At 48.1% G+C, this 15,024-nt stretch carries 11 protein-coding genes, 1 tRNA gene and 1 pseudogene (1 of these 13 cut by a window edge); 8 read left to right on the top strand and 5 right to left on the bottom strand.

Annotated elements, in window-relative coordinates; all coding sequences use genetic code 11:
* A pseudogene (locus tag NG792_RS27690) lies at nucleotides 1-110 on the bottom strand (photosystem II D2 protein (photosystem q(a) protein)); the annotation flags it as partial.
* A gap of 666 nt (nucleotides 111-776) precedes the next feature.
* Here NG792_RS27690 and NG792_RS27685 point away from each other — a divergent pair.
* The 8 genes from NG792_RS27685 to NG792_RS27645 all read left to right on the top strand — a co-directional run bounded on the left by NG792_RS27685 (nucleotide 777) and on the right by NG792_RS27645 (nucleotide 11,491).
* Entirely contained in the window at nucleotides 777-1,343 is a 567-nt protein-coding gene (locus tag NG792_RS27685; RefSeq protein ID WP_261201785.1) for a photosystem I assembly protein Ycf4, read from the top strand.
* A gap of 341 nt (nucleotides 1,344-1,684) precedes the next feature.
* Nucleotides 1,685-2,449 (top strand): peptidylprolyl isomerase, encoded by a 765-nt coding sequence (locus NG792_RS27680; RefSeq protein ID WP_261237617.1) that lies wholly within the window; start codon nucleotides 1,685-1,687, stop codon nucleotides 2,447-2,449.
* A 2-nt stretch (nucleotides 2,450-2,451) separates the two neighbouring features.
* Nucleotides 2,452-3,618, top strand: coding sequence for a beta-ketoacyl-ACP synthase (locus NG792_RS27675; protein ID WP_261237616.1), 1,167 nt, complete (start codon nucleotides 2,452-2,454; stop codon nucleotides 3,616-3,618).
* Nucleotides 3,619-3,781: 163 nt separating this feature from the next.
* The gene (locus tag NG792_RS27670; RefSeq protein ID WP_261237615.1) at nucleotides 3,782-4,870 is read left to right on the top strand and encodes an ATP-binding protein; all 1,089 of its coding nucleotides are present in this window, start codon (nucleotides 3,782-3,784) and stop codon (nucleotides 4,868-4,870) included.
* Nucleotides 4,871-4,891: 21 nt separating this feature from the next.
* Nucleotides 4,892-6,445 (top strand): FAD-dependent monooxygenase family protein, encoded by a 1,554-nt coding sequence (locus NG792_RS27665; protein ID WP_261237614.1) that lies wholly within the window; start codon nucleotides 4,892-4,894, stop codon nucleotides 6,443-6,445.
* A 228-nt stretch (nucleotides 6,446-6,673) separates the two neighbouring features.
* Entirely contained in the window at nucleotides 6,674-8,389 is a 1,716-nt protein-coding gene (locus tag NG792_RS27660) for an adenylate/guanylate cyclase domain-containing protein (RefSeq protein ID WP_261237613.1), read from the top strand.
* Nucleotides 8,390-8,672: 283 nt separating this feature from the next.
* Nucleotides 8,673-9,767, top strand: a complete 1,095-nt coding sequence (gene rlmN, locus NG792_RS27655; RefSeq protein ID WP_261201791.1) for a dual-specificity RNA methyltransferase RlmN — start codon at nucleotides 8,673-8,675, stop codon at nucleotides 9,765-9,767.
* A gap of 1,049 nt (nucleotides 9,768-10,816) precedes the next feature.
* Complete coding sequence (locus tag NG792_RS27645) at nucleotides 10,817-11,491, top strand: Uma2 family endonuclease (protein ID WP_261201793.1); 675 nt, start codon at nucleotides 10,817-10,819, stop codon at nucleotides 11,489-11,491.
* A gap of 221 nt (nucleotides 11,492-11,712) precedes the next feature.
* Here the strand turns inward: NG792_RS27645 and NG792_RS27640 are convergent.
* The 4 genes from NG792_RS27640 to glyQ form a co-directional block, all read right to left on the bottom strand.
* Nucleotides 11,713-11,799 (bottom strand) — tRNA-Ser (locus tag NG792_RS27640).
* 40 nt (nucleotides 11,800-11,839) lie between these two features.
* On the bottom strand, nucleotides 11,840-14,197 hold the full coding sequence (locus NG792_RS27635) for a ComEC/Rec2 family competence protein (RefSeq protein WP_261237611.1): 2,358 nt from the start codon (nucleotides 14,195-14,197) through the stop codon (nucleotides 11,840-11,842).
* Between the two features lie 19 nt (nucleotides 14,198-14,216).
* Entirely contained in the window at nucleotides 14,217-14,699 is a 483-nt protein-coding gene (locus tag NG792_RS27630) for a DUF4079 domain-containing protein (RefSeq protein WP_261201795.1), read from the bottom strand.
* Between the two features lie 50 nt (nucleotides 14,700-14,749).
* A protein-coding gene (glyQ, locus tag NG792_RS27625; protein ID WP_261201796.1) for a glycine--tRNA ligase subunit alpha crosses the window boundary here: on the bottom strand, nucleotides 14,750-15,024 show its final stretch. 622 nt of this gene lie beyond the right edge of the window; the window shows 275 of its 897 coding nt (coding positions 623-897); its start codon lies off the right edge, out of view — the gene reads right to left on this strand; it ends in the stop codon at nucleotides 14,750-14,752.

Raw genomic sequence — 15,024 nt, 5'->3', positions numbered from 1 at the left:
AGTAATAGGCCAGACCAACCGATAAAGACGAAGCGATCGCGTTTTAGCCAGTCGTCGAGGACGTCAAACCATCCCCGTTCTGTCTGTGCGCGTCCAACTGCTATTGTCATAAAATTTGCGGGAGTTGGGGTCGGGTTTTAAATCGTCTTGCTCTACAAGAATCGCAAGCTTTCTAAGTAAGTTAACATAACTATATATTACATTGATCAAAATTTGCAAAACCCTTAGCCCAAGGCTGCCCGGTTCCCTGAACGCGGCTAGTCTCTTAAGCCGGTGATCTAGTCTGTCTGTGTAAGCCTAAATCAGCTTAGGACAAGGGCTGTGGCGTTGTTTGAGGATTACCTTAAATGCGATTACCTTCCGGTTTTTGGGACGAGAGACCCGTTCTTGGGTCCGAACGGGAATCCCGATTTTGAGGGTCCGCAGGCTTTTTTCTCAGGTCTGAGTCCCTCTGCGATCGCTGCCTTTTCTATCCCTGAGAGATTGATGCGGTGAGAGTGATGCGGTGGTTGAAGCAACTACCGCTCTAACAAGTCAACACTTGCCTGGGAGTCTTCCCCGGGCCCCTGGCTCTGTCCAGGGGTTTACCGGCGGTGACGGCTTCAAAAAATTAAGAATTTCCCAGAAACTCTGGCCCATTGTCCACCTCAGAGACGGATACTAGGATAGGACCTATTCTTAGGTGCCTTGCCCTTACCCTTAGAGAAGTCTGGAAATTCTTTCCCAGTTCTCTCTAAGTTAGGACTTCGTTCTCTCCCTTACCCAGCTTATTTTCGATGACTGCAAAAAGCATCTCTACTAGCGATCGCGTACTTCGCAAAGAAATTATCGGCTCTCGCCGGTTCAGTAACTACCTTCTAGTCGTTGTCGTTAACTTAGGAGGGATCGGCTTTCTTTTAGCCAGCCTTTCCAGTTATCTGAAAGTCAATTTTTTGCCCTTTGCAGACCCAACCCAGCTTATCTTTCTCCCCCAAGGCTTGGTCATGGGTTTCTACGGAGTAGCCGCTTTGCTGCTCTCCCTTTATCTGTGGCTAACCATTCTCTGGAATGTAGGAGCGGGCTACAACGAATTTAATAAAGAAACCGGCAAGGTTCACATCTTCCGCTGGGGATTTCCGGGCAAAAATCGTAAAATTGATATTTCCTACCCCCTAGAAGATGTCCAATCCATTCGCGTAGAAGTCAAAGAAGGACTCAATCCAAAACGGGCGATGTATATGCGAACCAAAGGTCGTAATCCCCTTCCCTTGAGTCGCGTCGGTCAACCAATCCCTTTGTCAGAACTGGAAAACGAAGGTGCAGAATTAGCTCGTTTTTTAGGGGTTCCCCTCGAAGGGTTATAAGTCCGGGTAATTCTCTTACAGGCTGGTGCTTTTTCTGCTGTGGAGTCAACTATTTCTGACGAAAAGAGTGGAATTGAGCCGTGCAAATCGGCATCGCCCTCCTCGGCCTTGGACAAATCCATCAGGACGTAGGTATCACTTCTCTAGGTGAGGAGGGGCAGTCTAGAAATTGCCCTTCCTCACCTATCGGGTGAAATCCCCAAAGAAAGCCTCACGGATGAACCTAAACCTATTTTTGCCGCAATTTTGGCGATACCCGGAGCGAGAAAAGTAGCTCAGGTAAGATTGGCATCAGCTCTCATATCACTCGCGAGGTCAGCATATTGTATTGGAAACTAAACATGGAAATTAACATCCGCCAGTGGATCGTATCGGTGATGATTCTAGGTGCTTTGCTCATCGGCGGTTGCGCTCAACAGGAGGCGACATCCCAACCGCCTAACTTGCCAACGGAACCCCCGGTAACGGCACAAGCCCCAGATGCCTTCAGCAATCTCCCCCGTTTGGAGGGAAAAGCTAAGGTGCGCATGGTGATTAAGGGCAAACCCGTCATCATTGAAGTGGATGGCACAAATGCGCCGATTACGGCGGGGAATTTTGTGGATTTGGTGCAGCGTCAGGTCTATGACGGTTCCCTATTCCACCGGGTAGTGCGTACCCCACAACCCTTTGTGGCTCAAGGGGGAGACCCGCAAAGTAAGAACCCCAAAGCTGATCCTCAAACGTTCGGCACCGGAGGTTTTATTGACCCGGCAACAGGTCAAGAACGCTCCATTCCGTTAGAAATTACTCCGGAAGGGGCGCAGAGTCCGGTCTATGGCTCACCCCTGCAAGTGGCCCGAATTAATCAACCTCCGGTCTTGAAACATAAGCGCGGGGCGGTAGCAATGGCCCGATCGCAAGCCCCCGATTCGGCATCCTCTCAGTTTTACTTTGCCTTGAGCGATCTAGAGTTTTTAGATGGTAATTATGCCGTTTTTGGTCAGGTCCTTGAAGGCATGGATGTGGTAGACGGAATTCAACAGCGCGATCGCATTGACTCGGCTGAGGTCATTGAGGGCCTGGAAAATCTTCGTTCTAACAATCCTTCTAACGGTCCTTCCTAAACGTGAAAACCGGCCATCAAGGGGTGCAAGTAGTGGTGACCGGAATGGGTCTGGTTTGCGCTTTGGGCGATGGTTTAGAGCCGGTTTGGCGGAGGTTGCTGGGGTCTGAGTCGGCGATCGCCCTGGGCCAACCTTTCCCCGAACTGCCACCCCGTCCCCTGGCTCAAATTGGACCCACTCCCGCTCGCCTGGACCAACTCCTCGAACCTGTGGTGACTAACGCCCTCCAGGATGCGGGGTTGGTTCCACCCCTGCCCGATTGTGGGGTGGTGATTGGGTCCAGTCGCGCTCACCAAGGCCAATTGGAGCAACTGGCACGGCAATTTTACCAAAATCCCCCAGGGGGTGACGGCAATTGGGGGCGCAATTGGTTGGATCTTTTACCTCATACTCCAGCGATTGCTACGGCGCAACAGATTGGTTCAACCGGACCTGTGATGGCACCGATGGCGGCTTGTGCTACGGGGATTTGGGCGATCGCCCAGGGGTTTGAACTGATCCGCACGGGTCAATGTCAGCAGGTTGTGGTCGGTGCCGCAGAAGCTCCCATCACTCCCCTGGCCCTCACGGGATTTACTCAAATGAGTGCTTATGCCAAAACTGGCTGTTATCCGTTTGACCGCGATCGCGAAGGGTTAGTCCTCGGGGAAGCTGCCGCTGTTTTTGTTCTAGAATCTGCGGATTTCGCTCACCAGCGTGGGGCTAAGAAAGTTTATGGCAAAATCTTCGGATTTGGGATTACCAATGATGCTCGGTATGCGAATGCGCCGGATGAGGAGGCAACTGTTGCGAGCGCCGCTGTCGAGCAGTGTCTGAGGCGAGCGCAGTGGCACCCGTCAGAAATTGATTATATTCACGCTCATGGTACCAGCACCCACCTCAACGACTGCACCGAAGCCAAATTGATTGCTTCCCTGTTTCCCCAGGGGGTGCCGGTGAGTTCGACCAAAGGAGCCACAGGTCATACTTTAGGCGCTTCTGGGGCTTTGGGTGCTGCCTTTTGTCTCCTGGCAATGCGCGATCGCTGTTTACCCCCTTGTGTGGGGTTGGCCCTCCCAGAATTTGAACTGGATTTTGTACGGCGATCGCGTCAAATCCCGGTGGAACGCACCCTCTGTTTTAGTTTCGGCTTTGGCGGCCAGAATGCTGTGTTAGCTTTAGGACAATAATACCTTTCGCGATCGTCTCTCTTGTCCACCCCTGGATTCCTCTGGAAAAAGCAAAAAGCGCGCCACAATCCTAAAAACTTTTAAAAGAGGCATTTACCCCATCCCTAAACTTTCGTAGGATAGAGTCAAACCCCTAGTCCATTCCTGATGCAGGTAACTTAACATGGATTTGGAATCGCATCGCTTTATTTCATATTTTCTGCCCGAACAAAGACCTGAATTGTGCCACAGTGCGACCCTAGAAAAGTTTGCCAAAGGCACGGTTATTTTTGAAGAAAACGAAAAACCTGATGCTTTATATCTCGTTTTAGAGGGCAAAATTGAATTTACCAAACGCGGAGGATTAGGTCAATATCAAAATGTGGCTTGGGCTGAGGAAAATGACTTTTTTGGCGAGTTTGGCGTTTTAGATGGACAACCCCGCAGTGCTAGGGCTGTAGCTTGCACTCCAGCAACCATTGCCAAAATCCCGCGCGATCGCTTGATGGATATTTTAGAGCGTTCTCCGGGAAAGGTGGTGTTGCAATTATTTCACCATATTATCCATTATCTGCGGCTGACAACCGAACAATATGTGAATCAGATGGTTCACAAGCATAAAATGATGGCCGTGGGAGAAATGGCAAATACCATTATTCATGATTTAAAAAGTCCCTTTACTGGAATTTCTTTAGCCACTTCCATGTTAAAAGATTTACATGAAGATGAAGAAACTCAAGAATGGTGCAGTTTAATTCAAGCTCAAATCACTCAAATGTTAGTAATGACTGAGGAGATTTTAGAATTTACTCGTGGCAATGCCACTTTAAACAAAGGGTTTATTAATTTAGGAGAAAATTTAGAAAGATTTCAGCGGTTAAACTTAATTTACTGGAATCAATCTCATATCAATTTTATTCTTCAGTGTGATAATATTATTTTGAATGCCGATGAAAATAAACTGATGCGCGTCTGGCAGAACTTAGTCGGAAATGCGGTAGAAGCCTTCGATGGTCAGGGGGGACAAATTGTCATGGTCGCAACCAAGCTGGACCGAGATGCCCTGATCAAAATTGCTGACACCGGACCCGGGATTCCCGAAGCCATTCAAACCCGATTATTCGATCCGTTTGTCACTTATGGAAAGCGCGGTGGAACGGGACTGGGAACGGCGATCGCTCTTTCGATTGTGGAAGCACATGGGGGCGATATTACCTTTGAATCCCAAGCTGGAAAAGGAACAACATTTTACATTCGCTTACCCCTTTGTTGAGTCGAAATTTGAGTTTAAACCATGACCCTGACTGAACGCATTCTCTCTCAACTGCCCGGTGATGCTCTCACGGGACTTCATCGCAGCGATCGCCTCTGGCAATCTCTTAAAAAAAATCCCCAAGTGATTCCTTCGGTGATCAGTGAACATTCCCAGCCTGTCAAATCATTGGAGTGGGATATTTTAGTTTGTGGTGGCACATTAGGAATTTTTATCGGGGCCGCTTTAGTCGTTAAAGGGTGGCGTGTCGCTTTAATTGAGCGAGGTATTTTGCGGGGTCGGGAGCAAGAATGGAACATTTCCCGAGAAGAATTAACCGTATTTTTAGAACTTGATTTACTTTCAGAAGCCGAGTTAAAACAGGCGATCGCCACCCAATACAACCCCGCCCGCATTCAATTTAATGGCGGTCCCGAATTCTGGGTCCGCGACGTTCTCAACATCGGCGTTGATCCAGTTTATCTCCTCGACATCCTCAAAGCCCGCTTTTTAAAAGCTGGGGGTCAAATTTTTGAAAATACCCCCTTTGAAAGTGCCAGCGTTCACCCCAATGGCATCATCGTCAAAAGCACCACAGGACGCTCCTTTACCGCGCGCTTACTCCTGGATGTCATGGGGCATTTTTCTCCCATTGTCCGCCAAATTCGTCAAGGACAAAAACCCGATAGTGTCTGTCTGGTTGTCGGCAGTTGTGCGAAAGGATTTCCCCAGAATGAAACGGGGGATTTAATCACCTCATTCACCCCGATTAAAAAGCAGTGTCAGTATTTTTGGGAAGCTTTTCCCGCCCGGGATGGCCGCACAACTTATTTATTTACTTATTTAGATACCCATCCGAGTCGCCTGAGTTTAACCGAGTTATTTGAAGATTACTTAAAGTTGTTACCAGAATATCAAAAGGTAGACTTAGCCCAGTTAGAATTTGTGCGGGCACTGTTTGGGTTTTTTCCAGCCTATCGAGACAGTCCAGTGCGATCGCCTTGGGACCGAATTCTTGCTGTTGGGGATAGTAGTGGCATCCAATCTCCCCTTAGTTTTGGAGGATTTGGGGCTATGCTACGACACCTCAAACGCTTAACTGAGGGCATTAATGATGCCTTAGAACGAGAAATGCTCTCCCATCGTGCCTTAGGGCGATTACAACCCTATCAGCCGAATATTTCCGTAACGTGGTTGTTTCAACGGGCGATGAGTGTAGGGATAGAACAACAACTTGCACCGAATCAAATTAATGAACTCCTCTCCGGCGTCTTCACTTGTATGGAACAGTTAGGCGATCCGGTGCTTAAACCCTTTTTACAAGATGTGATCCAATTTGGCGGACTCTCCCAAACTCTATTTAAAACGGCGATCGCCCAAACTCACTCAGTCGTTCGAGTCATTCCCCAGGTCGGACTTCCCGCTCTGGTAGACTGGATGCAGCATTACCTTAACCTGGGTATTTATAGTGCCTTGTCTCCCCTCGGACAACGCTGCGAAACGTGGGTTAATCGATTACCCCCAGCCCAACAATACTATTGCCGTCGGTGGATTCAAGCTTGGCAATACGGATCCGGGGACGACTGTGAAAGTTAAGCAGTTGGGTTGACAATCTTTGCCGTTTCTTCATCAGAACACGGTGCATCTATATTAAACCTCTTGCATCAATCTCTTAAGCCGATGGGCGTTAATAAGGGGGGAAAGGGGAAGCAATCCTGAATTTTACAAGAGGTCCATTCCGTCAGACGCTCAGGAAACTCATTGGGTGCATCTACTAAAAACTTAAAACTCTGTTGGTGTTGAGCCGGAATTCCAGGAAATTTTATGAAGAAATGGCATGGGTTAAATCACTCCTGGCGCAGTCTAAATATCACGGCAAAATTTAGCTCGGCTTTCTTCGGGCTAATGTTAATTTTGGGCGGCGTTGCCACAACCGGATGGCTGTCTCTGAACTTTGTGCGAACCGAAACTCAAGCAACAATTGTCAGTAGTATTAAACTGCAAAGATTAGTGTTTGAGATGAATGATGCTTTAGATAAAGCCCGTCGCCTAGAACGGGACTTTTTTGAACAGTGGTCAAAAACCGGGTTTTTAGATGCGCGGCAGGAATATGCTAAAGCCTACGGGGAACAGATTGACATGGTACTGTTGATTAGCGATCTTCTGCAATCGTTACTGGCGACAGATCAAGTCAGTGCAACCTTACGTCAGAGTAATCCAGCGGTTGTTTCTTATGAAGAAATGGTGCAACAGTACGCCAGTAGTTTTCGAGAAGCCGTGGGATTGGTGGGGGAGTTAGGGATGGATGAGACGGGAATATTGGCTCGTTTGCAGCAAAATTCCCAACGAGTGGGGGATATTCTCCAACTCGCTGATGATCCGGAATTGTTAGAGTTATATACACAACTGCAATCTCGGGAACAAGACTATATACGCGATCGCCAAAATCCCGAACGGGCTGCATTGTATCAAGCGATCGAGCAGTTACAAAGTGCCATTAAGCAGTCCCCTAACTTAAGTTTAGAACGGCAATTGAACGCTCTCAAGGCCCTCACTGACTATCAAGTTTTGGCGCAACAGATTATCCGCTTAGATCTGGAAATTCGCACGCAACTTTCCCAGTTTGATCGCCAAGCTGCTGAACTCTCCGCGCAACTGCTGGAAATCGCCCGCCAAGAAATTCAGCGGGGGGAATACCGGATTAACCAAACCAGTCAGGCAGCAACGGGATTGCTGGTGGCTGCGTTGTTGTTAGCCCTGGTTTTTGCTAGTGCGATCGCCCAGGAATTTGTCTATGCGTTAAAGCAATTACAAATTGAACAAGCTAAATCCGAGAGTCTCCTGCTGAATATTTTACCCAAAACTATTGCCGATCGCCTCAAAGAAGAAACCACCACTATTGCCGATCAGTTTACCGATGTCACGGTTTTATTTGCCGATATTGTCGGATTTACCACTCTTTCCTCTCGCATTTCTCCCACGGAACTGGTAACCCTCCTCAACGAAATTTTTTCAGAATTTGACCGCCTCGCCGATCTACATGGATTGGAAAAAATTAAAACCATTGGCGATGCTTATATGCTCGTGGGCGGACTTCCTGAACCGAAAGCCGATTGTGCCATAGATGTGGCTGAAATGGCTCTGGATATGCAGCAGGCGATCGGCCAATTTAATCTTACTCATCAAGAAAATATTAACATTAGAATTGGAATTAATACCGGCTCAGTTGTTGCTGGAGTAATAGGGCAGAAAAAATTTATCTATGACCTCTGGGGGGATGCCGTAAATATTGCCAGTCGCATGGAATCTCATGGTTTACCCGGTTCTATTCAAGTCAGCGAAGATACTTATCAAATCTTAGCAAATCGCTATCAATTTGAAGAACGTGGCTCGATTGCTATCAAAGGGAAAGGGGATATGAAAACTTATTTTCTCCTCGGTAAAAATTCGGAAAAATTAGAGAAAGAACGTAAGTTACTTCCCTTTCCGGATCCGATTAATAATACCAGCTATGGCATGGGGACCGGATTAGATAGATAGAACGATAAACCGCATTTATATCGTGAGTTTAAGTCCCTGGAAACATAAAATTAAGGAGTGGGAGTGTCTCCCTCCCTTGCCACCTTCATCGGGTCTGGACCCCCTAGATGGGATAAATTTTGGGGGCAATTTTCCATAGAGTTGCTAAACTAAAGTAGGGGTTAAGGTAACTGACCATCCTGGGTACTTTCTGCATTCCAGAAACTGCCCGAAATCGCTCTGTAACTATGTTAGCCACAAATCCCGATCGCCTAGACCCCTTACCCTTAGAGTTGTATCTATCATGACGACTAACTTTCAACCCACCGCTGAACAACCCGCCACAGAAACAGTGGATCAAGCCAAACCTGGAAAATCTTCCCTGGAGAAAAAGCCCTTATTGGGACTATCGTTAGGGGAGTTAACCGAATGGGTGCAACAGCAACAGCAACCCGCCTATCGGGGAAAACAACTGCATAACTGGATTTATGACAAAGGCGCGCGATCGCTGAGTGATATTACAGTATTTTCCAAACAGTGGCGCGAACAAGTTGCTGACTATCCCCTCGGGCGATCGACCATTTCCCACAAATCCATTGCCGCCGATGGAACCATTAAATATTTGCTGCAATTAACCGATGGTCAAATCATTGAAGCTGTGGGAATTCCCACAGAAAAACGGTTGACCGTTTGCGTTTCTTCTCAAGTGGGATGTCCAATGGGTTGTGACTTTTGTGCCACTGGAAAAGGCGGATTTACCCGCAATTTGGCGACTCATGAAATTGTGGATCAAGTCTTAACTGTGCAGGAAGACTTTGGACGGCGGGTGAGTCATATTGTGTTTATGGGAATGGGAGAACCGTTACTCAATACGGAGAACGTTTTAGCAGCAGTACGCTCAATCAATGAAGATATCGGAATTGGTCAACGGTGCATCACTATTTCTACTGTTGGAATCCGCGATCGCATCCCTCAACTCGCTAAACATCGCGGTCAATTTACCCTTGCCGTCAGTCTCCATGCCTCTAACCAAAAACTCCGGGAAAAACTGATTCCCAATGCGGGAGGATATCCCATTGAAAAAATCATTGCTGATTGTCGGGAATATGTGAAAATTTCCGGACGCCGGGTGACGTTTGAATATATTTTACTCGCCGAATTTAACGATCGCCCAGAAAATGCCGAAGAACTCGCCAGTTTATTGCGCGGGTTCCAAAGTCATGTGAACTTGATTCCCTATAACCCGATTCAAGAAGTAGACTTTAAACGACCCGATCGCCAACGGGTGCAAGCCTTTGTGGAAGCCTTAGAAAAGCGACATATTGCAGTCAGCGTCCGTTATTCTCGCGGCTTAGAAGCCGATGCCGCCTGCGGTCAACTGAGGGCCTCCAAAGCCTAAAAAAGAGGCGATCGCACTTCAAATGCGATCGCCCAAATTAAGCAGCAAGAATGTTAGTAAGGAAGAGAGAATTAACCGATTGGATTTTATAAATTAATGGGAGCGACGAACGGACAGGCCTGGAGCGTAAGCCTCCAAAACGCGACCCGTACTCACACAACTCACCATCAAATAATCACAACTCGGACATTGAGTCTGACTAAAATCTCGTTTTGAAAAATAATAACGTTCCGCGAGATTTCCACAATTTGGGCATCGAATCGCTTGAAGTGTCTGCATTTTAAACCCTCTCGGTTAAATGGTGGGACTACAAAAACAGGAAACTAAAAAAACAGAAAAATTTGAAGAATGAGGGAAAACTGAGTCAGAGTTTTTGAAAATCGCTGTTTTGCCTTTTACCCCATCACCCCAATGGACTTGCACCCTGGAGTGAGGGAAAATTAAACCGGCGATCGCCTCTTGCCTACAGATCGTCCAAAAAAAACAATCTTTTTGAGTAAAAACCCATTGCGTTACCAGGAACTCATCGGGCAGAATCGAGAGAATTTATTCTCTTTCCTCCATTAAAATCATCCCTGAAAACCCCACCGAGGGAAGTGATCCCCATCCGCATTATGCGTGATCCCCATCACTTATTGCCCCTTTCGACCCCAATTCTTAAGGGGAGCCTCCAAAATTCAGAGATATCAATCAGCGATCGGCCACTCAATCGAGTCTCACCCCATCAAATCGACAAACCCTGACCCTCATCTGCGAACCCTTCATTATAAATCCCAGCGGACAGAAAAAATTCTTCCCTTCCTCATGACATCGCTGAAGCCGTGTCACGAAAAATCAGCGGTTTTGCCGCTTGTAAGACTTCACGCAAATCAAAGGATTAAGTAACTAACAGGAGGCAAGACCTCCAAAAGAATAGAAAAATTTTGCCCTTATAATCAAAAATGGGATGATTTTGCTATAATTATTTTATCCTAAGACCCTCACCAAATTACTAAAACTTCCCTCCTTTTAAAATCTAATTTTAGCCAAACCACCCAACCGAGGCAACAATGGTTACAGAAACGACAACTGCTCCAAAAACCTCAATCATTTACCCTGAAAGCGACGGTCAACCGATGGCAGATAACACCGAACAATTCCGCTGGATTGTCACCATTCAAGGAGGAATTGATGCTCTCTTTAAAGAGGACCTCAACGTATTTGTAGCCGGAGACTTACTCTGGTATCCTGTCGAAGGCAACAATAAACTGCGAGTCGCCCCAGATGTAATGGTCGCCTTTGGACGACCCAAAGGAAAACGCGGGTCATATCTACAATGGCAAGAAGACAACATCCCCCCCCAAGTCGTCTTTGAGGTTTTATCTCCCGGGAATACCTTAACGGAAATGGCGAAAAAACTAGAATTTTATCAACGCTATGGCGTAGAAGAATATTATATATATGACCCCGATAGAATCGACTTCGGAGGGTGGATTCGCACCGACAATCAACTAACATCCATTGAAAGCATTACCGGCTGGGTTTCTCCCCGATTAGGCGTGCGATTTGAAATGGCCGAGGAAGGGTTAGAACTGTACCGTCCCGATGGTCGAAAATTCTCCACTTATATTGAGTTGGACACCCAAAGACAACTCGCCGAAGAACGCGCCCAACAGGAGTCAGAACGCGCTAACCGCCTCGCGGAAAAACTCCGGGAATTAGGCATTGACCCGGATGCCATGTAATCCCCTTTCAACACAAGGACACCCAGAACCCACAGGAATCTCCTGGTGACAGTATGGGTGTCTTTGTGGTTTAAAGTATTTCCTTATATAACAACTCTACCGACAACGGCGAAATATCCTTTGGACAAACCCAATTATCCGGCCTAAGCGGGCTTCCTTCCTGTGGAAGCACCCTGCATAGAGTGTCGGTAGCTGAAAAAATATCCCATGCAAATTTTAAACGGAGAGGGGGGGATTCGAACCCCCGATGGCTGTGACACCATAACAGATTTCGAGTCTGCCGCATTCAACCGCTCTGCCACCTCTCCAGTTGTTCATGTTACCGTATCTAACCGGCTTTGGGAAGCCCTATAGCAAAAGATTTTCGGTTTCCCGAGGATCCAAGGTCGATCCAAAGCCATTTCGGGAATTCCACTGAATGGCCCCCTCCCGACCTATCAAATAAATTTGAGTATTCCGTTGTCGCAGTAATCGTTCTGTCTCTGGATCGATCGCATCGTTCGAGGCGATCGCCACCGACGGTTGCAGCGCCTCCACTAAATAAGGAGCCAACTGTTCCCCGGACCACCACAACACCCGCAACGGTGACTCCCCATTCTCTCCCTCCAGCAACGAACCCGCTGGGACTAAATGGCTTTGTTCCGACGGATTCAAATCTCCCAATAAAAACCACATCTGATTGCGAATTTGGAACTGCACCACCGGGGGCTTCAGACTCACCACTTGAACTCCCGTGGTCCCTACCGCCAAGGTTTGCCCCAGGGGTAAAGGATGATAGGAACCTTTGCGATTGCTTAAATTCGCCAGCAAGGGTCGATCGCTCTCTTGATTGGGGTCAGTTTGCGGGGAAGAAAACACCCGCACTCGCAAACTATCCAGGACCTGATACCACCCACTCCGGTAATTCACTCCCGTGGTGGCGATCGCCCAATCAATTTGATTCACCCCCTGCTGTCGCAGAAAAGGCAACACCGCATAGCGTGCCGTCGCCTCATCTCCACTATTGATTACAATCGCTTTCCCCCGATCTTGAACCACCAAAACCGGATCTCCTGGGGTTGCCAGGGCCGTAATCTGAAAGACTGTACTCCGGGCATATAACACCGGCACCACTACCAAACCCACGGCAAACAGCAATCCCAACACCCATCGCCGTTTTTGATGCAACCACGGAATCAGCCACACCGACAACACAATTCCATACAGGATCACCACCTGCACAATCGAGAGCGTTCCTGTGGCAATGGAATTCCCCGGTAATTGGCTGACCCATTCCACAAGGGCGATCGTCAATTTTAGGGGATAATACAGCAACCAGGCAGTTGCCGTCCCAGCTAGAGGCCAGATTGTAGCAGCGATCGCACTGATAAATCCCCCTAGAGTAATCCCCGCCAACGGCAAAGATAAAAGAATATTTAATTTAATACTATAAGGAGCTAATACCCCAAAAATATAGAGTTGCAGGGGTAGCACCCACACCGACACGGCGATCGGCACCGCAATCAAAGAGGCGATCGTGGGGGGTAACCAATCCAACCACTTTAAAACGGGTGGGGTAGAGACTAACAACCCTAAAGTCGCCAAAAAACTTAGTTGAAATCCTAAATCCCAAATCCACAAGGGATTCCAGATTAGCAAAAAGGTCGCTGCCAAGAGCAGAGACCCCAAAGGCTTAACCTGACGCTGCATTAACGGAGCCAGTAAAGCAGCACAACCCATTAATGCAGCGCGTAAAACCGAAGGCGAACCCCCAGTTACAAACACAAAGATAATTACAACTGCTGCGCCATACCCAAATTGGGCTTTCTCAGAAAACCGGCGAGTGAGTGCCCGCACCAATCCTAAAATAACAGCCACATGAAATCCGGATGCGGCTAGAACATGGGCTAAACCTACCTGCATAAACCGTTCGCGGATGTCATGGGGAAGATCCACCGCACCTGTTCCTAAAACCATTGCACTCAGGACGGGACCTTCAGGCACTCCCAACCCCCGAACTTGAGCACGCAGAATCCGCCGTCGCAGTTGCCACATTCCCCAGGAATTCGGGGGGCGATCGCTGGGCAGAAAATTCACCTGCCGTCCCGCTAACCCAGCAAAAGTCCCCTCTCTAGCCAAATAAGCCTGAAAGTCAAACCCTCCAGGATTTGCTGCCGGTTGCGGCAAGTACAATCGACCCGTTACCTCCACTCGTTGACCCGGATATAAGCCCGTGCCTTGAAGTAATGGCACTGTCACGTAGAGCTTGCCGGTAACGGTTTGAGTTTTTGCCGTACCCGTTTCTCCCCGCCCAGAGGTCCCTACCAGTTCAATCACTTGGTTTGGCTCAAACCAGAATTGAATGCGGTTGCTGCGAGTCAATCGGGGTCCACTGACGACTTTTCCGAAGACATTCACCAGTTGCTCCTGAGTGGGGGCATCTGAAGCAGCCACAAACCGACTGATATCATCAACGCCGATTTGTGGCTGCCGCAGGGGTAAATAAAGGGTCGCCAGAAACCCAATTGCTCCTGCAATTAGCCAAATTCTTGGTTTTAACCCGGCTTTTAGGACTTCGAGACGTCGGGGGAATGGTACTTTCAGCAACAAAACAGCGGCGATCGCCCCGGTTAAACTCAGGACCACCACCCCTCCCCACGCAAAAGCAGTACACAGCAATCCTAAAATGTAGGCTAAACACAGAACGACTAAGGCAGCAGAAGTCATCAGGTTGCGCTTTCCTCTTCTACATAGATATAGATAGACCCAGTTTTAAACCCAGCAGAGCATGAAGCAACATGAGTCCCAGGGCCACAGTTCCTATATAGGCATGAGCGGCACGTAGGGTGAGGCGATCGCCCTGAAATCCCAAAGACATGGCCCCATTCAGGGCTAACAACACCAATAGTATCGAACCCGTCCAGAAATGGGGGCTTTCTAAAATGGGCTGTCGTTGCATCACCAGAGATAAAACCCCTCCGGTATAACCGAGGGCCATAAATAGGAACATCCAAGGCGCAAGTTTCCGGTGATCACTCCGGCCCTTAATCGCCGCATCCTTATCCGATGCTACTCGTCCGCGCCATCCAGACCATCCTACATAACTGCCCATTACAAATACCACAATCCCCATCATTAAGGGATGTCCCCAATGCACAATCGGCTCAGGCAGCCCCAAACTACGAAATTGACTGGCGATCGGTTCAAGGACTTCACTCAGATCGATCATTCCTTCTCCTATTCTTTACTCTTTAATTCAATATCACGGGATAAACCAACTTAAGCAGCCGAAGCTTTATCAGAGCCGTCAGCTTTCAGAAGCGGGAACCCCAGTTTCTCCCGTTGCTCCAGATACAGATGCGCCACCCGTCGTGCCAAATTGCGGATCCGCCCAATATAACGTGTCCGCTCAGTTACGGAAATGACGCCTCTGGCATCTAACAAATTAAAAGTATGAGAACACTTCAGGACATAATCCAGGGTAGGGGTCACCAATCCTCGTGCCGTGAGCTGTTCTGCCTCCTCTTCATAGAGTGCAAACAGCTTGAACAGTA

This window comes from Laspinema olomoucense D3b, assembly GCF_025370785.1.
Taxonomy (GTDB): domain Bacteria; phylum Cyanobacteriota; class Cyanobacteriia; order Cyanobacteriales; family Laspinemataceae; genus Laspinema; species Laspinema olomoucense.
This window is presented reverse-complemented; position numbering and strand designations above follow the sequence as displayed.